Genomic DNA, 19,209 nt, shown 5'->3' with positions numbered 1-19,209 from the left:
CGTCAATTGCGGCCGCAAATCCGGTTCTGGCAAGGCCGGGACCCCTGGAAAATCACCCGATCTGCTTCTCGCCGTGTCTTTCCGACAGCGTGAAAATCTCGACGCCCGTTGCAGTCACGCCGACCGAATGCTCGAACTGCGCCGACAGCGAGCGGTCGCGGGTCACCGCGGTCCAGCCGTCGGACAGGATCTTCACGTGCGGCTTGCCGAGATTGATCATCGGCTCGATGGTGAAGAACATGCCGGGCTTGAGCTGCACGCCTTCGCCAGGCCGGCCGATATGAATGATGTTCGGCTCGTCGTGGAACATGCGGCCGAGGCCATGGCCGCAGAAATCGCGCACCACGCTCATGGCTTGCGGCTCCACAAAACTCTGGATGGCGTGGCCGATGTCGCCGGTGGTGGCGCCGGGTTTTACGGCGGCGATGCCGCGCATCATCGCCTCATAGGTCACCTCGATCAGGCGCTCCGCCTTGCGGGCGATCGGGCCGACCGCATACATCCGGCTGGAATCGCCGTACCAGCCGTCGACGATGAAGGTGACGTCGATGTTGACGATGTCGCCCTCTTTCAGCGGACGGTCGCCGGGCATGCCGTGGCAGACCACGTGGTTGAGCGAGGTGCAGGTCGAATAGCGATAGCCGCGATACATCAGCGTCGCCGGATAGGCATTGTTGCTGAAGGCAAAATCGCGGACGAACTGGTCGATGCGCTCGGTCGGCACGCCGGGCCCGACGATGTCGGTGAGCTCGTCGAGGCACTTCGCCACCAGCGCGCCCGCCTTGCGCATGCCGGCAAAGGCGCTCGGCCCATGCAGCTTGATCTGTCCGGTCTTGCGCAGGGAGGTGTCGGAGGCTTCAACGTAGCTCATACGGGGCGCAATCTTCTAAGGGTGGCTCTACATCGCGGAAAGGCTTGATTTCAGGCCCAATTTAATGATTGCGGGCCTTCATGCAAGCCGAGGTGCCAGCCTTGCGCCCCAAAGCGGCCTAATTCGGGACTTCTACGGCGGTTTCCACCGGCAGGGCGCCGCCGCGGATGCGGATCTCGCGGACGGGATAGGGAACCCGGATGCCCTCGCGCTTGAAGGCGTCCCATAGCGCCAGCATGACGTCGCTCTTGACGGCATCCATGCCGTCGGGGTCTGCGATCCAGAAGGTCAGCGAGAACTTCATCCCGGCTTCTGCGAACTCGGTCAAAATGCTGTTCGGCGGCTTGCCCTTCTGCGCGCGGGGATGGGCGGCGGCGGTTTCGGCCGCGAGCCTGCAGACCAGCCGCGGGTCGGCGTCGTAATTGGTGCCGAAAGCGATCTTCACCAGCGTGTTCTTGTCGGTATAGGTCCAGTTGACGACCTTCTGCGTCACGAGATCCTCGTTCGGCACCAGGAATTCGCGGCCGTCGCCGGCAGCGACGGAAATATAGCGCGTCTTCATCGCGCTGATGCGTCCGGTGTTGTCGCCGATGGTGACGAGATCACCGGGCTTCACCGATTTGTCGGCGAGCAGGATGATCCCTGAGATGAAATTGGCGACGATCTTCTGCAGGCCGATACCGATGCCGACGCCGACCGCGCCGGAGAATACCGCAAGCGCCGAGAGATCGATGCCGACCGCGCCGAGCGCGATCACGATGGCGACCGCAAGCAGGCCGATGCGGATGATTTTCACCAGCAGCACCTGCACCGACGGCGTCAGATCGGTGGTCGAGTTGATCCGGCTCTCGGCGAAATTGCTGGCGATATTGGTGGCCCACAGCGCGATGAGCAGCAGCGCGCCGGCCTTGATCACCAGCAGCGGCGTCAGCCGCAGGCCGCCGAGCACGATGGCGAAGGAATCGAGCAGCTCCACCGTCGCATCGAGCTGGCCGAGGATGGACAACGCGGCGACGAACCAGGCCGTGATCGACACCAGCTTGACGATGAAGGCGTTGCGCAGCACCGAGGTCACGAGCCGGATCACGAGCCAGGCGAAGCCCAGCTTGGCAGCGACCATCAGAAGATAGGAGCGGCTCGGCCAGGTGGCGTGATACATCACCACGCGGGAGACGATTACGAGCAGCGTGAACACGGCCGTCGAGGCGCTGGAGACCATCACCCGGGCGAAGTGCCGGAGCGGCAGCGGCCAGCGTATCGCCAGCGACGTCATGTCGATGCGGTTGCGAACGGCGGCCTCCGCGGCATAGGCGATGCCGGCCGCGGCCAGGATCAGGCCGAATTGCAGGTAGAACCAGGGTGAGGAGATTTCCGCTCCGACGCTGCGCGCGGTCGTCTGCACGAACTCCATGAAATCTTTGAGGTCCATGTCCATCGGTCTCGTCGGGAAGCGGGCGGGAGCAATTGATTCGAAGGAGCCGCAGAATCCCACAAAGGCAGCGGCCCGGCCATCGATACACCGCGAAGTGAAGCGCGTTAAGGCCGCAAAACACGGCCAGATTGCCGCGAGCGGGAGAAAATGGGTTGGCGCGGGAGTCCGCCGACGATAAGGATGCGAATTCCAGCAATTTGTACCCGGAAGGTGGATGGCCTCCCTCGACTCTGTCAGCCTCGCCATATTGCTCGGCGCCGTCCTCGTCATGGCCGGTATCCTGTCGAGCCTGCTCGCGCTGCGCTTCGGCGCCCCCTTGCTGCTCGTCTTCCTCGTCATCGGCATGCTCGCGGGCGATTCCGGCCCCGGGCAGCTCCAGTTCGACGACGTCCGCACCACCTATCTGGTCGGTTCGGTGGCGCTCGCCCTGATCCTGTTCGACGGCGGCCTGAAGACGCGCTTTGCCAGCATCCGCACCGTGCTCGCGCCGTCCGTCGTTCTCGCCACCGTCGGCGTGCTGCTGACCGCGCTGATCACGGCGCCGTTCGCCAAATACGCGCTCGACCTCAACTGGACGGAGTCGCTGCTGGTCGGCGCCGTCGTGGCCTCGACCGACGCCGCCGCCGTGTTCCTGCTGGTGCACACCCAGGGCCTGCGCCTGCGGCCGCGCGTCGGCGCGACGCTGGAGGCCGAATCCGGCACCAACGATCCCTTCGCCATCTTCCTCACCTTGATGCTGGTCGAATACATCACGCTCGGATCGAGCTCGGCCGGACACGTGGCGATGGAGTTCATCCAGGAGGCGGTGCTGGGCGCGGTCGTCGGCGTGATCGGGGGGCGTCTCGTCGTCATCGCGCTCAACCAGGTTGCGCTGCCGCAGGGCCTGCATGCGCCGTTCGTGACCACGGGGGCGCTCGTGATCTTCGGCGGCTCGCAGATCATGCACGCCTCCGGCTTCCTCGCGGTCTATCTTGCCGGCATCATCATCGGCAACCGGCCGACGCGCGCGCATAATTCGGTGGTGGCGTTCCTCGATGCGGCGACCTGGCTGGCGCAGATCGTGATGTTCGTGCTGCTCGGCCTCCTGGTCTCGCCGAGCCGGCTCGGCGCCAGCGTGCTGCCGGCGGTCGGGATCGCATTCGTCCTGATGCTGGTGGCGCGGCCGATCGCCGTGTTCGTGTGCCTGGCGCCGTTCCGCTTCAACTGGCGCGAGAAGATCTTCATTGCCTGGACCGGCCTGCGCGGCGCGGTCGCGATCTTCCTGGCGTCGATCCCGATGCTGGTCGGGCTGTCGAAGGCCTATCTCTATTTCGACGTCGCCTTCGTCGTCGTCATCATCTCGCTTTTGCTGCAGGGCTGGACGCTGGCGCCCGCCGCGCGGAAGCTGCACGTCGCGCTGCCGCGCGCCGAGCGCGGCCCGCGCCGCGTCGAGCTCGATCTGCCCGGCCAGCTCGAGCAGCAGCTCGTCGGCTATCCGGTGCGGCCCAAGAGCCTGTATTTCCGGCGCGGCCTGATCCCGTCCTGGTCCAAGCCGACCCTGGTGATCCGCAACGAGAACATTTTGACGCCGGCGGAGGCCGATCCGGTCGCGCCGGGCGACTACATCTATTTGCTGGCGCCGCCGGAAAAGGCCGAGTCGCTCGACCGCTTCTTCGTCGACATGCAGCCGAGCACCGCGCCCGACCCGCATCTGCTCGGCGACTTCATGGTCTCCGGCGATCACACGCTGGCTGAGCTCGCCGAGATCTATGGCGTCAGGGTGAGCGAGGACGAGGGCAAGCTGACGCTCGCCGACTATTTCGACGTCCATCTCGATCGCGCGCCGAAGGAGGGTGCCGAGCTTGCGCTTGGCGAGATCGTGCTGGTCGCGCGCTCGATCTCCGGCGGCCGCGTCAACCTCGTCGGTCTGCGCCTGCCGGAAGACGAGGAGAAGCCCGCGCCGCTGACGCGCGGCCAAGCGCTGCGGCGCAAGCTGGCGGATTTGTGGACATCGGTGGCGGGTGTTTAGGCGCTGCGCTCGCGACAACGGAGTTTGTTGAAGCGCTATACCTCAAGAGCGCGAGCATGGCCCTCGGGAACGGAACAGCGGGCGCCAGACAACCGCCACCAAATCGCCGCAACCGCCGAAGATTTGCGCGGCTTCGTGACTTCTGCATTCGGAACGCTCCGCCGCGCTGCTCGTTTTCAGCCGCGTAATAGTCAACGCATCTGACAGGAGCAGCCCATGCGGAAACTCATCTTGCCCGCCATCGTCGCCATCGGCTTGGGATCGGCGGCGCCGGCCATGGCCTACGACACCGGTGATCAGATCTCGATGCAGGCCGCGCTCGACGTCGCGACCGATCTTGGTGTCGTCACGGTTTCGCACACGAACTTCCTTGGCGATGAATGGCAGATCGAGGGCCGTGACCGTGTCGGGCGCTGGATGGAAGTCGACGTCGACGCCCGAACCGGCGAAGTGCGCAACGTCGATCGCGGCTGGTAGCTCTGATGATCGCGTGATGGCCCGCTCACGTCAGCACCTTCACTCCGCCGAACGACGTCACCCGTCCCTGGCGCAGCATCACGATCTGCGTTGCGAGCTGCCGCAGCTCGGCGGCGTCGTGGCTGACATAGACCATCGGGACATTGGCCTCGTCCCGCAGCCGCACCAGATAGGGCAGGATCTCGAGCTTGCGGCCCTCGTCGAGGGCGCCGAGCGGCTCGTCGAGCAGCAACAGGCGCGGCCGGGACAGCAGCGCGCGCCCGAGCGCCACGCGTTGGCGCTCGCCGCCGGAGAGCTTTCCGGGGCGGCGGCCAAGCAGCGCGCCGATGTCGAGCAGGTCGATGACGCGCGAGTGCTGGGCGGGATCGGGCGCGAGGCCGTTCATCCGTCTTCCATAGTCGAGATTCTGCGCGACATTGAGATGCGGAAACAGTCGCGCGTCCTGGAACACATAGCCGATGCGGCGGCGCCAGGCCGGCACGTGGATGCCGGCCGCGGTGTCGTCGACCGTCTCGCCGTCGATCACGATGGTGCCGCGGTCGGGCCGCAAGAGCCCTGCGATCATGTTGACCAGCGAGGTCTTGCCGGCGCCCGAGGCGCCGAACAGGCCGATGACACGGCCCTCGCTGCTGAAGGACGCGGACAGCGAGAATTCGCCGAGCTGTTTTTCGACGTCAACCCGCAGCATGGTCAATTCCCGTGCAGGCGTTGCGTGGCGCGGCGGGCGAACCATTCGGCGGCGATCAGCGCGCCCAGCGCCAGCACGATTGAGACGATCACGAGCCGGCCCGCGGCGGCGTCGCCGTCGGGCGTCTGGATCAGCGAATAAATCGCCGAGGAAATCGTCTGGGTCTCGCCGGGAATGTTGGAGACGAAGGTGATGGTGGCGCCGAACTCGCCGATCGCCTTGGCAAAGCCGAGCACCATGCCGGCGAGCACGCCGGGCAGCGCCAGCGGCAGCGTCACCGTGACGAACACTTTCCACGGCGCGGCGCCGAGTGTCTCGGCCGCCTGCTCGAGCCGCCGGTCGATCGCCTCGATCGACAGTCGTATCGGCCGCACCAGCAGCGGAAACGACATGATGCCGCAGGCGAGCGCCGCGCCGGTCCATCGGAATGAGAAGACGATGCCGAGATGATCGGCGAGGAATCCGCCGACTAGGCCGCGGCGGCCGAAGCTGAGCAGCAGAAGATAGCCGGTGACGACCGGCGGCAGCACCAGCGGCAGATGCACCAGCGCGTCGAGCACCGACTTGCCCCAGAAGTCACGCCGCGCCAGCAGCCACGCCAGCGCGATGCCGAATGGCGCTGCCACCAGCGTTGCAACGACGGCGACCTTGAGCGAGAGCAGGATCGCGGTCCATTCGGCCGGAGAAACCTCGGACATCACGTTGCAAGCATCAAGTTGTCGGGCTGACCAGGAACTTGAAGCCGTGCTTTTCCAAAATGGTCTTGGCGGCGGTCGAGCGCAGGAAGGCGAGATAGTCGCCGGCTTCGGGCTTTGCGGTCGTGGTCGCGGCAACGGGATAGATGATCGCGGGATGGGAGTCCGCCGGGAAGGTGCCGACGATCTTCACGCCGGGCTCGACCCTGGCGTCGGTAGAATAGACGATACCGAGCGGGGCCTCGCCGCGGGTCACCAGCGTCAGCGCGGCGCGCACGCTCTCGGCCATGGCGAATTTCGGCTCGGCGGCCTGCCACGCACCCAGCTTCTCCAGCGCGGCCTTGGCATATTTGCCGGCCGGCACGGACTTCACGTCCCCGGTCGCGATCCTGCCATCACCGGCGAGCCTGGCGAGGTCAAAACCCTCCGCGATGGCGACGTTGTCGATCCTCGAATCCTTCGGCGCGATCAGCACAATGCTGTTGCCGAGCAGATTGACCCGGGTCGGCTCGTTGATGGTCTTCCTGGAGATCGCATAGTCCATCCAGTCGGTGTCGGCGGAGACGAACACGTCGGCCGGCGCGCCTTGCCCGATCTGCCTGGCGAGCACCGAGCTTGCGGCATAGCTGACGCTGAACTTGACGCCGGTCCTGGCGGTGTAGGCGCCATCGACCTCGTCCAGCGCGTTCTTCATCGAGGCAGCCGCGAACACGGTGATGCTCTTGTCCTCGGCGACGGCCGGCGAGAGCGCCGCGCTCGCGAGGAGGACGAACGCAGTGAAAAGTCCGGCGATACGAATCATGGATGCGCTCCGTGCGAGCTCGCGCGCACACATGCACGCGCAAATCTGGCGTTGGGTTAAGTCAGGCCTGCGACGGGCGGAAGCGCTGTTCCACGGGGCCTTGCGACGGCTTACGGCCGGCACGGCTATCGCAGCTGCGAAGATAGCAGGCCGGCGCTCCAGGTCAAAGGGCGACGCGTCAACGAGGTCGGAGCCCCCTCGTTCGTCATCCCGGACTCGCTTCGCGCCCCCGGGGACGACACTGGCCGGCAGGCGGCAGCACACCTTACGGCTTCGCGTCGCCTGCGTGCAGCACCACCTTGCAGGCGGCCGGCATCTGCGCCAGCGTCATCGGCGGTTTCGGCTTGGGCGGCTCCGGTGGCGGCTTCGGGTGCAGCACCGCATCGCTGAACCAGTAGGCGAGATCGGAATCCTTGCAGCCCTCGTCCTCGGACTGCGACGGCTGTCCCTCGCATTCGCTCGCACCCGTCGGGCAGTGCATGCGGATGTGGAAGTGATAGTCGTGGCCCCACCACGGCCGGATCTTCGACAGCCAGGAGCGGTCGCCCCTGGCCTCGCGGCACAGCGCCTTCTTGATCGCGGCGTTGACGAAGATGCGCTGCACCGCCGGCTCCTGCGCCGCATCGCGCAGCACCAGCACATGGCCAGGCGTGAACACTTTCGGATCGATGTCGAGCCGGTCCTGCCGCACCATCATCACCGCCGACATCTCCTCGCGCTCCTCGCGCGAGAGGCGATGATCCGGCATCGGCGTCAGCCAGATGTCCGCGTCGAGGCCGATCTGATGGCTGGCATGGCCCGACAGTGCCGGCCCGCCGCGCGGTTGCGCGATGTCGCCGACCAGGATACCCGGCCATCCCGCGTCCTTGTGCGCCCTGGCCGCAAGGCGCTTGATCAGCGCGATCATCGCGGGGTGACCGTAGCTGCGGTTGCGCGACAGCCGCATCACCTGCCAATTGTCGCCGTTGAGCGGCATCTGCACGGCGCCGCCGATGCAGCCCTTGGTGTAGGAGCCGACGACATGCGCCGTTCCCTTCGACGGCAGCAGTTTTCGTGCGAACAGCTCCTTGGCGCCGAGGCTGGGATCGTTGGGATTGGCGAGCGGCGGCAGCGCTTTTGGGGTGACGCTGCCCTTGTCCTGGGCCAGCACGCCGCCTGCGGACAGGAGCGTCACGAAAAGCAGGAGGGGGGCGATGCGGCGGCGACTCATGCTGATCTCCTTATAGCCCAACACCGCCTCAGGGGTAAGAATCAGGCTTTCATGGCGGCGCTACCTCGCGGCGTCTTGACAGGCCGTTGCCTCACGGGATCGGCCGCTTTCTTAACGGCGCGATAACCGTGTCCTGCGTTGACCAAAATTCGTGCGTGGAACGAGCTTCGTCTCCAGCCTGCATGCAATCGGACGCGTTTACGGAATTGATTCATGGGGAACGCGCGCTTTTGCATCGCCTTCGTTTCCGATTGCGCCACGACACCAGGTTTGCCGCGCCCTTTCAGGCCTCGGCGCCTCCCAAACGGGCAAAGCCATCCGGCTCACGGCCGCCGCAGGACGCAGCCTCGGCCGGCGAGACCACCAGGATTACTTTTTTTTCAGACACTTGCTCCAAAACTTGCGGTCCTGGGCACGGCTAGGACGAGTGAAGTTGAGTTTGGGGTCTCGAAGAACAACGAAGCGAAAACGAAGCGTGCTCGCCCGAGCCGGCCGACAGCCGCGCAAGCCGCGCTTCGCGAGCGCGCCTCATCCGGCCACCGAGCGCAACCAGCTCGTGCAGAGCCGTGCGGAAACCGAGGCGGCCGTCGCCGAGGCGCGCAAATCGCATGAGCGGCTGCGGCAGGCCGTCGACATGCTTCCGCAAGGCATCGTGATCCTCGATCCCGAGGGCCGCTACGTGCTCTGGAACAAGCAATATGCCGAGATCTACAGCAAGACCGCCGATCTGTTCGAAGAAGGCGCGCGGCTGGAAGACACGCTGCGCGTCGGCGTTGCGCGCGGCGACTATCCGGAATCCGCCGGCCATGAGGACGAGTGGATCGCCGAGCGGCTGAAGCGGCTGTACGAGCCGGGCAAGCGGCACGAGCAGAGGCTGTCGGACGGCCGCGTCATCCTGATCGAGGAACGCCGCACCGACGACGGCGGCGTGGTCGGCCTGCGCGTCGACATTACCGAGTTGAAGCAGCGCGAGGCCTCGTTCCGTCTGCTGTTCGACGGCAATCCCGTGCCCATGATCATCTGCGCGCTGGACGACGAGCGCATCCTCGGCGTCAACGATGCCGCGATCGCGCATTACGGCTATAGCCGCGCCGAATTCGAGCGACTGAAGATACGCTCGTTGCAGGCCTTCGACAGCGAGCCGCCCTGGACCATCGATCGGTCCAGCGACGAGCAGGCCGGGCGCACATGGAAGCACGTCAAGGCCGACGGCGCGCTGATCGACCTTGCGATCTATTCGCGCGAACTGACCTATGCCGATCGGCCCGCGGTGCTGCTGGCGCTGATGGACATCACCGAGCGCAAGCGCGCCGAGGCGCGGCTCGCCTTCATGGCCCAGCATGACGGGCTGACCGGCCTGCCCAACCGCAATCTGCTGCGCCAGCAGGTCGACGAGATGCTGCTGCACACGCGGCGCAGCTCCGACAAGGTCGCGCTGCTGATGCTGGGGCTGGACAATTTCAAGGCGGTCAACGACACGCTGGGGCACGCGGTCGGCGACAAGCTGCTGCGCGGCGTCGCCAAGCGGCTGCGCTCGACCTTGCGCGAGGACGACGCGCTGGCGCGACTCAATTCCGACGAGTTCGCCATCGTGCAGAGCGGCCTGGCACGTCCCGAGGACGCGGTGCTGCTGGCCAAACGCCTGCTGGAAGCCATCGCCGATCCCTATCTGCTCGACGGCCATTCCGTGGTGATCGGCGCCTCGATCGGCATTGCGATGGCGCCTGGCGACGGTGATGATTCCGAAAAGCTGCTCAAGAGCGCCGACATGGCGCTGTCGCGCGCCAAGCTGGACGCCCGCGGCACCTTCGCCTTCTTCGAGGCGGCGCTGGATGCGAAAGCGCAGAGCCGCCGCAAGATCGAGGTCGAGCTGCGCGACGCGATCCAGAACGACGTGCTGCGGCCCTATTACCAGCCGCTGGTCGACCTCCAGAGCGGCCGCATCACCGGCTTCGAGGCGCTGGTGCGCTGGCCGCATGCCGAGCGCGGTATGGTCTCGCCGGCCGAATTCATTCCGATCGCGGAGGAAACCGGCCTGATCAATCCGCTCGGCGGGTTGATGCTGCGCCGGGCCTGCCTGGACGCGGCGACCTGGCCGGACGACGTCCGCGTCGCCGTCAATCTGTCACCGCTCCAGTTCCGCAGCGGCAATCTGCTCTCGGTGGTGACGGACGCGTTGAAACATTCCGGCCTGCCGGCGCGGCGGCTCGAGCTCGAGATCACCGAGACGCTGCTGCTCGAGAAGAGCGCCCAGGTGCTGGCGACGCTGCACGCGCTGCGCGCGCTCGGCGTCCGTGTCTCGATGGACGATTTCGGCACCGGCTATTCCAGCCTCAGCTACTTGCGCAGCTTCCCGTTCGACAAGATCAAGATCGACCAGTCCTTCGTGCGCGATCTGGGGGCCAACCGCGAGGCCCAGGCGATCATCCGCTCCATCGTCAGCCTCGGCAAGGGCCTTGGCGTCACCATCACCGCCGAAGGCGTCGAGACCGAGGCCGAGCTGAGCTGCCTGCGGGCCGAAGGCTGCGATGAAGGCCAGGGGTTTCTGTTCAGCAAGGCCCGGCCGAATTTCGAGATCATCAGCCTGCTGAAGGCGCAGCGCGGCATCGACGGCGATGACGACGCCGCCGCACTGGTGGCCTAGGGTACGGATGCAGCTTGCGGCTTGAGTTGCGCACAGTCGAAAGCTCAGCGACCGACAAGTGTTACTTGCTCCTCGGCAGAAGCGTTCTCATTGGCCCGCACGAATACAAACCGGGATGCTGCGGGAATCTGTGCGTCGGCGCCGCCATCCTGGCCGATGAGAATGAGTCCCGCTCCGCCATTGGCTACATTCAAGATGACAGGGGCGCCCTGCCAGGTCCTGATTGGCTCCATTCCGATGATGAGAAATTCGCCGATCGGCTGGTCAAAGTATTGAAGCCTCAATTGTGGTCCGACTTCTGCCGCCGCCAGGCCGAAACCCAACTGTCTGGCGCGCGCATAAATGTCTGCCAGCAACGCATTATCGGTTTGAAAACCCAGTTCGGCTGCCGACACCGCAAGAAGCTCGACGCTTTTTTTCGTGGAGCTAAGGGTAAAGGCCGGTCGCGCGAGGATTTCGCCGGCCGAGCTTCCGATGCCGCAACCTGCCGCATGCAACGCGTTAGCGAGGGCGAAGAAATTTGCAAACGTCCCGATCTCGATCGTCTTCCACGTGGGGAGGTCGACGGCGGATTTGATCGGGATTGGCGCCCTGTCGGCGTGAGCTTGCTTGAGCTTCAGGTGATTCCGCAGGGCGTCTCGCGCCGAGCATTGGGCCACGGCTTCGCCCGCAAATAGCAGAGTGCATGCGGTGCAGATGATGGCAATCGTGAGAATGCCAGGATGGCGCCATCCCGGGGAATGACGCTGGATGGCAGGACAATTGACCTTTTTGCCAGCTGTTCGGCCCATAACGGACCTCCCTTGCGCAAATGCAGCGCGCTGAAATCAATCCTCAACTGTCACTTCACAATGGTCGGCTCGGTTCACAGCGGAAAAGCTGTCGTTCCTGTCGCTATAGAAATTGGTCCGGGAAAACCTGGAAAGGTTCAGCGACGATGACGCCGGATGCTGACCTCAATATAGGTCAGCGTGGGTGCACTTCTGGCAACTTGTCGACGTCAGCGATCCCCTGAAAGGATCATCTTGCCCAGATCCTCGTAATGCGTATCCCGCGCCTGGATCTGCTGCGCGATCGCGTGCATGTCGCGAAACCGCCGCTCGAACGGATGGCTGCGGAATACGGCTGTCGCGCCGGCCATGTGATAGGCGGTGTCGACCACGCGTGCCGATTGATGGATGGTCCAGGTCGCGGCGAGGCGCACTGCGCTCCGATGCGCCGCGCTGAACTCGCCGGTGGCGCTGAGATCGCGCCACATCGCATTCACTGTGGCATAGAGATAGGCGCGAGCGGCCCGCAAATCGCCCTCGGTGCGGCCGATCAGGCCCTGAATGGCGGCATTGTCGCGCATCGCGCCGGCCGCAAGCGACTGGTGCTTTGCGCGTGCCAGCGCGATCGCCGCTTCCAGCATGGCTCGCGCGACACCGAGCGACACCGCGGCAAAGCCAAGGCTGAAGGTCGAGCCGGTCCCGATCCTGTAGAGCGGACCCTTCTCGACCAGCGCCGACGGCACGTCTCGAAACGCCGTGAACCGCTCGGGGATGAAGAGGTCGCTGACTTCATACGAGTCCGTGCCGGTGCCCGCGAGCCCAATTGCCTGCCAGACGTCGTGCAGCACGGCCCTGTGGGCTGGAAACAGAATGGTGCGCACCTCCGGCGATCCGTCGGCAGTCTTGCGTGGCGTCCCGTCGGCATTAGTGATCCGCACATGCGCCTCGAGCCAGCTCGCCTCCCGCGAGCCCGAGGCAAAATCCCAGCGCGCGGTGACGCGATAGCCGCCCTCGACCGCGCGCGCCTCATGCGCAATCGCGCCCCAGGCGAGGATGCCGGGCGGCGTGTTGAAGATCTCATGCGCGGTGTCGTGACCGAGCGAGGCCGCAATCGTCGCGCAGACGCTGCATTGGCCAAGGCACCAGGCGGTCGAGGCATCGGCCTTGGCGATCTCCTCCAGCATCTGCATGAAGCTTTCGGGGGGAGCTTCCGTGCCGCCAAGACTTTGCGGCAGCAGCGCGCGGTAGAGCCCGTTCTCGATCAGCGCGGAGACGACGGCCGGCGTCAGCCGCCGCGTCCGCTCGATCTCGTCAGACTCGGCCGCAATCAGCGGTGCGATCGCGAGCGCTCGTTCGACCAAGCCAACTCCGGGGGTTGCGTTCATGCGCGTTTCCTCGCCCCTTCTGCCGTGAGCGGTAAGAGGGGGCGATGGTGGTCTATCCGGCGGAGAGGATCAAGATGCCTTCCCGACACTTCATCCGGGCCGGCTACTTGGGGGAATCGTGGAGCAATCGCTCCATGATGATCGTGCGCTCGTCACCGTGATAGCTGCCGCGAACGGCACTGAACCCAATCCCGACGTAGAACGTCTCGGCCGTGACCGAGGAAGAAAGGGTCAACCAGCGGATGTTGCGCTCGCGCGCGGTACGCTCGATCTCGGCCATCAGCAGCTTGCCGATGCCGCACGCCTGAACGTCGGGAGCGACGAAGACGGTGCGGACGACGTTTCCGTCCAGACTTGCGGTCGCAACGACGCGGCCGCGGATGGTGGCGACGAGGCGGTGCGTTGTCCGATCAGCTGCCGTACGGCATCCGGGCTGAAGCTATGCGCGATCCTTTCGATGATCTCGTCCGCATAGTCTCTCGCGTTCGTTTCCCGCAGCGGCCGCAAGATCACCGCGCTGATGTCATCGGCATCATCTGCGAGTGCGGGCCGGATTGCGCATTCCATGGGACGCTCCAGCCGTCGATGGGAACGAAGGCACATCGCCCTGAACCACCAATCTCTGCCAGGGGCGACACGTCGCAATGGAATGCTTCGTCAGCGAGTGCCGGCAAGTTCAATGGACCTGAAATGTCGACGTACGATTGGCATGGCTCAGTTGCATACTTCTCTCGTGCGGCCAGCCATCGGGGAGGTCTGATCGCTGACGGGTGCGGCCTCTACTCTGCATCCCTTGCCGACAGGACGGCAGCCGGCGGAATTACAGAATAGTTGGCCCGAGGCTTGCGGCTTGTTGGATGGTGCGGCTTCTATCGGTCTCCGCTCCCCGTCCCGCTTTCTTGTATCATCGCGCGTCGCAACAGGCTTCTTGTCAGGTATTCTCTCGCACTCGTTGCCATCGCTCAAACGATACCCCGCGCGGCAGGTTATCTTCACGCAGGCGTCACCGTCAGGCTTGGAACCGTGCTCGCAGACGAGCGGGCAGACGCGGTTTGGCTTGGCTCTGATCGCATCGAGCACGTCGAGGCTCGCCAGCTTCGCGTCGAATTTCGTCCCGGCATACTTGTTGAACAGCGTCAGCGAGCGTTCCGACGAAGCATTCCAATGGCGATCTGCCGAGATGGTCAGGCAGCCGACGCGGCGGAGCTCCGAGTGCACCAGCTTCGTCATCTCCTGAGGCGACATGGTCGGCAAGGTCGATGTGGGTGCGACAACGGCGACCTTCTGCTCCGTGTTGGCGGCTTGCTTCTCTGCAGCCTGCCTTCCAGCCGGTTCGGCAGTCGCCCTATCGTTCGCGGTCTTCTCGGCAAGCGCCTTCTCGGTGGCTTGTTTGTCGGTGATTGCCTTTGCGGCGGCCGCCTCAGCTTCCCTCCGCCGCTGCTCGGCTGCGGTCGCCTTGGCCTCCTCCATCTGCTTGGCTTTCTCCGCCGCCATCCGGGCGTCCTCGGCCGCCTTGGCAGCAACCGCCGCCTTCTCCTGCTCGATCTTCTTGGCTCGGTCAGCCACCAGCCGCGCCTTCTCCTCCTCGGCCTGGCGAGCCTTCTCGGCTGCGGCTGCCCGTGCCTCCTCGGCCGCGATCTTGCTCAACTGACCTTTGGCGAGATCGGCATAGAAGCCGCCGGGATATCGGTTGAGAAAGGCTGTCCATCCTTCACGCGTGCCGAGCTGAAGAGCCAATTCGTAGTCGCGTCGAATGTCGCTGTCGGGGTTTGGCTGCGGTCCGGTGACGACGGGCTTCGCAGGAACCAGAGGCACATCAGCGCCGCCCAGTGAGCCGTAAACATACGGCTCCTGCTTGTACCCGGTGTTCTTCAGGACATCGTCGCGTACAAAGCCGAAGGCCTTGCGAAGATCGAGGCCTGGCGTGGGGAGGCGATCGACAAGAGCCACCGCGAAGGGACTGTTTTTCGCGTCTCCGTCAAAAGCGGTAGAGCCCGCCTTCGCCGCGAAGGCGATCATGGTGTTTGGGCTGGTTAGCTCAACCTTGGCGAGCCCGCGACCGATCGCACGGGACGCCACGGTGCGCTTCATCGACTTTGCGAACGGATTGTCGCGGCAGGCGTCCAGAATGACGAGGCGCAGCTGCTTGGCCGGCTCAATGGCAAAAAGTACCCGGTCGAGCGGAAACGCCTCGTCGAGGACATCAGTATCCGTCTCCAGCGCAGCGTCGGTGGGAATCAGATAGTTGTTGCCATCCAGCTCGATGCCGTGGCCGGCGTAGTAAATGACGGCGACGTCGGCCTCGCGCGCCCTGGTGCCGAATTCGCGCAGCGCTTTGCGCATATCGACCACACTCAGATCAAGCTTCGTATCGACGACGTCGAAGCCGGCCTTCTTGAACATGCCGCCTACGAGCGTGGCATCGTTCGCGGGGTTGGCAAGCCGCGGCACGCTCTTGTAGCTGGAGTTTCCGATGACCAGCGCGACGCGGCGCTCGGCATGGGCCGAACCGCAGGCCAGGCCAAGGAAAAAGATCAATGAAAACCAGCGAAGCGCGCCCATCATAACCCCAGAATAACGTATGCGCAGCGTAGGCAGAGCCTGCCGAAAGGCAAGCGTCAGCTCTGTGATGCCGGTCACTCTGGACAACGACCAGTTCGGGCCGGGAAGCGATCTTGGAGGAGAGGCGCTTGACGATCGGTTTACGGCTCGAAGCCGCCGCAACCCGATCCTGCGGCGCTTGATCGCAACATGACCGAGTGCGGGCCGGGACATCCCATCCCCGTGTTCGGCTTAGCGGCCTCCAGCCCCTTATGGTCGAAAGAAGATGGTCCAGATCGCCACCAAGATGATCGCCGAGATCGCAAGGCTGGCAAGCAGCAATACGAGCACGCTTGGACCTGGCTCTGCTTGCCGCGCTTCGTTGGGAGTCTCCGCGACCGGCCTCTCGCGTGTGCTTGCCATTCCCTTCCTCCATCACAGCAAGCAAACCTCGGCGCCGGCGTTGGTTCCTTGGAAGGAACGGTCAGGAGCTCAACGCGTTTGAGGTAGCGGAAGGACAACTGCATGACCGGGAAATTCGATCCGGCACCGCCGGACAAGAACACGGAAGATCTCAAGCGCGGCATCCGGCGTGACGAGGCCAAGGATGACGAACTGGACAAGGGATTGAAGGACAGTTTCCCGGCGTCGGACCCGGTGAGCAGCACTCAGGCGTCCAAGGCAACGCCGGACGCATGACGGAGGACAAGAGATGGGCCTCGCAGCCTATGATGTTGTTGGCCGGGACGGCGCCTGGCACGTCGAACACGATGGCGCAATCCGGAACACCTACCAGACCAAGGAAGCCGCGTTCGAGGCGGCTGTGGCGGCGGCATCGCTCGCCATGCGGCAGGGTCACTCTGTCCGGCTGACGGTGCCCGAAAGCGAGAACGCCATCGGCGCGGGAAACTCGGGGTGATGACCTTGGAGGATATTCCGGTTCTACACGGCCGCCAGCAAATGGGCGGGCGCAAACGGCTTGCGCAAAAAGGTCGTATTGGGCGGCAGCGGGGCCATCACCGTCCCGGACATCAGCACGATGTTGAGCCCCGGATGGGTACTGTGCGCGTACTCTGCCAGCTCGAGCCCGGTCATTCTCCCCGCGAGATTGTGGTCGGTGATCAGCGCCCGCAATTCCTTGCCCGTCGAGGCGACGATGAGCTCCGCCGCTTCTGCGGTGGCACATTCGACGACTTCGAACCCTTCGTCCTTGAGAAGGTCGGATAGAACTTCGCGCTGGAGCGAGTCGTCCTCGACCAGCAGCATGACGAAATTCGACATGCGGTCATTCCCAACTTATCGATGTTAATGCGCTTCTTCGAAGATTGTTCGGAGGCGCCGAAGCGGGATTCGAGCAGGAGCGGCAATGGCAATCGTCTTCATCACGGGCAGCACGGACGGTTTGGGCCGCGCGGCCGCCCAGTCTCTCCTCGAACAGGGCCACCAGGTCGTCCTGCGCGCGATCGGCGGAACGTGCGGCGGCAGTCGCCGGGCTCGACACGCATTCCGCACGGATCGCGATTGGCGACCTCAAGAGCGCCGCCCAGACGAGAAGCGTGGCAGATCAGGTCAACGCCATCGGTCGCCTGGACGCGGTCATCCACAACGCCGGGGTCTATACGGAGCGCAGCCGGGGCCCGACGCCCGAAGGCCACGCCACCACGCTGGCGGTCAACACGCTCGCGCCCTACCTGCTCACCGCCCTGATGAAACGCCCCGATCGGCTGGTGTATCTCAGCAGCGGCCTTCACCGCGGCGGGGAGGGATCGCTAGTCGATCTCGACTGGACGAGGCGAACCTGGGATCCGGCCAAGGCGTACGCGGAGAGCAAGCTGCACATGATCGCACTGGCCTTTGCCTTGGCGCGGCGTTGGCCGCAGGTGCTGAGCAACGCCGTCGATCCCGGCTGGGCACGCACCAAGATGGGCGGTGCCGGAGCGCCGGTCGACGTGGGCACCGGACAACGGACGCAGACCTGGCTGGCGGTGAGTGATGATCCCGCCGCCTTGGTCAGCGGGCGTTACTGGCATGACCTCCGGCAACAAGAGCCGGCCCACGAAGCGACCGATCCCGATTTTCAGGACAGACTTCTCGGCAGATTGGCCGAATTGACCGGGGTCACGCTTTCACCGGCGTAGAAGCAGTTTCGCCTGAAGGGCAGGATGGGTAGAGCGGAAGACTTGCGGCTTGTTCATGCGCCACCTCGTCAGGCCGCCGCGCGGCCAAGGTCGAGCGTTTGCCGGCGTCTGGTCGGAAAACTCAGCGCCACCGCGACGGCGGCAAGCCCGATCGCGAAGGAGCCGGCGTGCAGCCAGGTGTATTGCTGGAAATTGTCGAACACGAGCCCGCCGGCCCAGGGCCCGAGCGCCATGCCGAGGCTGGCGAAGGCCGACACCGCGCCGAACACGGTCCCCATGATGCGCGCGCCGAAGAATTCGCGGACCAGCACCGCATAGAGTGGCATCACGCCGCCATAGGCGAGGCCGAACACGACCGAGAGCGCATAGAATTCGCCGAGCTGGCCCACCGCGAGATAGGTCGCGATGCACATCGCCTGAACAAGGAGGCCGCTGACCAGCACGGGTTTTGCGCCGATGCGATCGGCAGCCGCGCCCAGCAGCAGGCGTCCGCCGAGGCCTGACACTCCGGCGACGCCATAGACCGTCACCGCCGTGAGCGGGGCGATGCCGCAGACCATCGCGTAGGACACCATGTGAAAGATCGGACCGGAATGCGCGGCGCAGCAGGCGAAATGCGCGGCTGCAAGCGCGATGAATTGCGGCGTGCGCAGCGCCTGTGCTGCGGTCAGCTCGATCGCCGGCGCGGCGTCGGTGCTTGCCGGGCTGTCCGCGGCCGGCGCCGGCCGCACCAGGAAGCTGGCGGGGATCAGCAGCGCCCACGCGGCGATGCCGATCACCAGCATCGCGGTGCGCCAGTCATAGGCCGTGATCAGCCAGCTGGCGGTCGGTGCGATCGTCACCGGCGACACGCCCATGCCGGCGGAGACCAGCGCCACCGCGAGGCTGCGGTTCTTGTCGATCCAGGCGCTGGCGAGCGCCATCATCGGCGCGTAGAAGCTGCCGGCGGCAATGCCGATCAGCGTGCCAAAGAAAAGCTGGAATTGCCACAAGCTTGCCGCCTGGCTCGCGGCCACGAGACCGAGGCCCAGCAAAATGCTTCCTGAGAGGACGACGATGCGGGTGCCAAATCGGTCCGACAGCGTGCCCCAGAAGAACGCGGCAACGCCCATGCAGAGGAAATCCAGCGTCGCCGCCGCCGACACACCGGCGCGCGACCAGCCCATCGTTTCAGAGATCGGCTGCAGGAACACTGCAAGCGACAGCATGGTGCCGAAGCCGACACAGGTCATCAGCGCACCCGCGGCGACAACGACCCAGCCATAGTCGAAGGCTGATGGCTTGCTCATGCGTTTCCTCGCGCTTTTGGTCTTGTTAGCGGTGCGCGGCCGGGATGGTGGCCCATCTGGCGCGTGGGGGCAAGGCGGGCTGCTATGTCGTTTGCTTGCGCGGCAGAGAACTTGTCATTCCGGGCTCGCGCCAAGCGCCCCGAAATGACAGGGATACAGCCATCCACTTTCAGCGCGGCCGAAGCGGTCCTACGGTTACAATTTGCTCTCTCGCCCGCCCGTTTACGCGTGCAAACTCTTCCATGATGCGTCTGAACAA

Annotated in this window: 17 protein-coding genes and 1 pseudogene; 6 read left to right on the top strand and 12 right to left on the bottom strand. The window is 65.0% G+C overall.

Annotation, left to right across the window (positions count from 1 at the left end):
• Positions 1-52 precede the first annotated feature (52 nt).
• Together map and QSV46_RS25185 are read right to left on the bottom strand one after the other, a co-directional pair.
• Positions 53-871: a type I methionyl aminopeptidase gene (gene map, locus QSV46_RS25190; RefSeq protein ID WP_007597786.1), complete on the bottom strand. Its 819-nt coding sequence runs from the start codon at positions 869-871 to the stop codon at positions 53-55.
• Positions 872-989: 118 nt separating this feature from the next.
• Positions 990-2,306, bottom strand: a complete 1,317-nt coding sequence (locus tag QSV46_RS25185; protein WP_314957940.1) for a mechanosensitive ion channel family protein — start codon at positions 2,304-2,306, stop codon at positions 990-992.
• Positions 2,307-2,517: 211 nt separating this feature from the next.
• On the opposite strand from QSV46_RS25185, the gene QSV46_RS25180 reads away from it, so the two are divergent.
• Entirely contained in the window at positions 2,518-4,311 is a 1,794-nt protein-coding gene (locus QSV46_RS25180; protein WP_314957939.1) for a potassium/proton antiporter, read from the top strand.
• A gap of 216 nt (positions 4,312-4,527) precedes the next feature.
• Entirely contained in the window at positions 4,528-4,788 is a 261-nt protein-coding gene (locus tag QSV46_RS25175; RefSeq protein ID WP_314957938.1) for a hypothetical protein, read from the top strand.
• 25 nt (positions 4,789-4,813) lie between these two features.
• Here the strand turns inward: QSV46_RS25175 and modC are convergent, their stop codons facing one another.
• The 4 genes from modC to mepA form a co-directional block, all read right to left on the bottom strand.
• Entirely contained in the window at positions 4,814-5,476 is a 663-nt protein-coding gene (gene modC, locus QSV46_RS25170; protein WP_314957936.1) for a molybdenum ABC transporter ATP-binding protein, read from the bottom strand.
• A gap of 2 nt (positions 5,477-5,478) precedes the next feature.
• Positions 5,479-6,174: a molybdate ABC transporter permease subunit gene (gene modB, locus QSV46_RS25165; RefSeq protein WP_314957935.1), complete on the bottom strand. Its 696-nt coding sequence runs from the start codon at positions 6,172-6,174 to the stop codon at positions 5,479-5,481.
• Between the two features lie 13 nt (positions 6,175-6,187).
• Positions 6,188-6,973 carry a molybdate ABC transporter substrate-binding protein gene (gene modA / locus QSV46_RS25160; RefSeq protein ID WP_314957934.1) on the bottom strand — a complete coding sequence of 262 codons (786 nt, stop codon included), beginning with the start codon at positions 6,971-6,973 and terminating at the stop codon, positions 6,188-6,190.
• A 265-nt stretch (positions 6,974-7,238) separates the two neighbouring features.
• Positions 7,239-8,183, bottom strand: a complete 945-nt coding sequence (mepA, locus tag QSV46_RS25155; protein ID WP_314957932.1) for a penicillin-insensitive murein endopeptidase — start codon at positions 8,181-8,183, stop codon at positions 7,239-7,241.
• Between the two features lie 475 nt (positions 8,184-8,658).
• Between mepA and QSV46_RS25150 the strand changes: the two genes are divergently transcribed.
• The gene (locus QSV46_RS25150; protein ID WP_314957930.1) at positions 8,659-10,827 is read left to right on the top strand and encodes a putative bifunctional diguanylate cyclase/phosphodiesterase; all 2,169 of its coding nucleotides are present in this window, start codon (positions 8,659-8,661) and stop codon (positions 10,825-10,827) included.
• A gap of 44 nt (positions 10,828-10,871) precedes the next feature.
• On the opposite strand, the gene QSV46_RS25145 is transcribed toward QSV46_RS25150, so the two are convergent.
• The 4 genes from QSV46_RS25145 to QSV46_RS25130 form a co-directional block, all read right to left on the bottom strand.
• The gene (locus QSV46_RS25145; protein ID WP_314957928.1) at positions 10,872-11,618 is read right to left on the bottom strand and encodes a hypothetical protein; all 747 of its coding nucleotides are present in this window, start codon (positions 11,616-11,618) and stop codon (positions 10,872-10,874) included.
• 209 nt (positions 11,619-11,827) lie between these two features.
• Positions 11,828-12,982: an acyl-CoA dehydrogenase family protein gene (locus tag QSV46_RS25140; protein WP_314957925.1), complete on the bottom strand. Its 1,155-nt coding sequence runs from the start codon at positions 12,980-12,982 to the stop codon at positions 11,828-11,830.
• Between the two features lie 103 nt (positions 12,983-13,085).
• A complete protein-coding gene (locus QSV46_RS25135; RefSeq protein ID WP_314958199.1) occupies positions 13,086-13,334 on the bottom strand; it encodes a GNAT family N-acetyltransferase in 249 nt (82 codons plus the stop codon).
• A 362-nt stretch (positions 13,335-13,696) separates the two neighbouring features.
• Positions 13,697-15,544, bottom strand: coding sequence for a caspase domain-containing protein (locus QSV46_RS25130; protein WP_314958198.1), 1,848 nt, complete (start codon positions 15,542-15,544; stop codon positions 13,697-13,699).
• A 504-nt stretch (positions 15,545-16,048) separates the two neighbouring features.
• Here QSV46_RS25130 and QSV46_RS25125 point away from each other — a divergent pair.
• Positions 16,049-16,222, top strand: coding sequence for a hypothetical protein (locus QSV46_RS25125; RefSeq protein WP_314957924.1), 174 nt, complete (start codon positions 16,049-16,051; stop codon positions 16,220-16,222).
• Between the two features lie 13 nt (positions 16,223-16,235).
• Entirely contained in the window at positions 16,236-16,442 is a 207-nt protein-coding gene (locus QSV46_RS25120; protein WP_314957922.1) for a hypothetical protein, read from the top strand.
• A gap of 23 nt (positions 16,443-16,465) precedes the next feature.
• On the opposite strand, the gene QSV46_RS25115 is transcribed toward QSV46_RS25120, so the two are convergent.
• Positions 16,466-16,804, bottom strand: coding sequence for a response regulator (locus QSV46_RS25115; RefSeq protein ID WP_314957921.1), 339 nt, complete (start codon positions 16,802-16,804; stop codon positions 16,466-16,468).
• An 85-nt stretch (positions 16,805-16,889) separates the two neighbouring features.
• On the opposite strand from QSV46_RS25115, the pseudogene QSV46_RS25110 reads away from it, so the two are divergent.
• Positions 16,890-17,661: pseudogene (locus QSV46_RS25110) on the top strand (SDR family NAD(P)-dependent oxidoreductase).
• A 68-nt stretch (positions 17,662-17,729) separates the two neighbouring features.
• Here QSV46_RS25110 and QSV46_RS25105 read toward each other — a convergent pair.
• Entirely contained in the window at positions 17,730-18,950 is a 1,221-nt protein-coding gene (locus tag QSV46_RS25105) for an MFS transporter (protein WP_314957919.1), read from the bottom strand.
• Between the last annotated feature and the right edge of the window lie 259 nt (positions 18,951-19,209).

Source organism: Bradyrhizobium cosmicum, assembly GCF_032290525.1.
GTDB lineage: Bacteria > Pseudomonadota > Alphaproteobacteria > Rhizobiales > Xanthobacteraceae > Bradyrhizobium > Bradyrhizobium cosmicum_A.
Note: the sequence above shows the minus strand (reverse complement) of the source record. Positions and strands in the feature narration are given on the sequence as shown.